The organism is Haloferax sp. Atlit-6N, assembly GCF_003383195.1.
Taxonomy (GTDB): Archaea; Halobacteriota; Halobacteria; order Halobacteriales; family Haloferacaceae; genus Haloferax; species Haloferax gibbonsii.
In genome coordinates, this window is record NZ_QEQJ01000232.1 from 1 (window position 1) to 494 (window position 494).

General features: G+C 63.0%; 1 protein-coding gene. It reads left to right on the plus strand.

Going from position 1 to position 494, the window contains the following annotated elements; genetic code table 11:
* Positions 1-44: 44 nt before the first annotated feature.
* On the plus strand, positions 45-494 hold a 450-nt coding region (locus tag DEQ92_RS22110; protein WP_304999713.1), incomplete at its 3' end, for a histidine kinase N-terminal 7TM domain-containing protein.

Below are 494 nucleotides of genomic sequence, written 5' to 3' on the forward strand. Positions count from 1 at the left end.
CCCCTTTCTGGCCGATACCGTCACACCCTGTGGTCGGTGGGTTGATGATGCTCCCCGTTAATCCCGGATTACAACCGATCCAGATGTTGCCGCCACTCTCTCCGAGCGCGTTATACGGCGCGTACGTGTTCGCATTTGCCGCTGCCGCCGTGCTCTGTTTCGGGATGCTCCGTCGGACGCGGCGTATCGAACACGAAGATACGCGCCGGGGGGTCTTCTGGCTTCTCGTCACCAGCGGGGGCTGGGCGGCCGCCCACGTCGGGTATCTCACGATGCCGACTCCCGACCTCCAGTACGTGTTCTACGTGATCGGTCTCGTCGTCGGCTTAGCCTCCGTCGGGCCGTGGCTGTACTTCTGTGCGGCGTACACCGGTCGACAGGTCCACCATAACTCGGCCGCGCGGAAGGGGCTGCTCGTGGTCTTTCTCGCGTTCGTCGCGGTGAAGATGACGAACCCGATCCACAACTGGTACTTCGTCGCGGAGGAAGCGAAC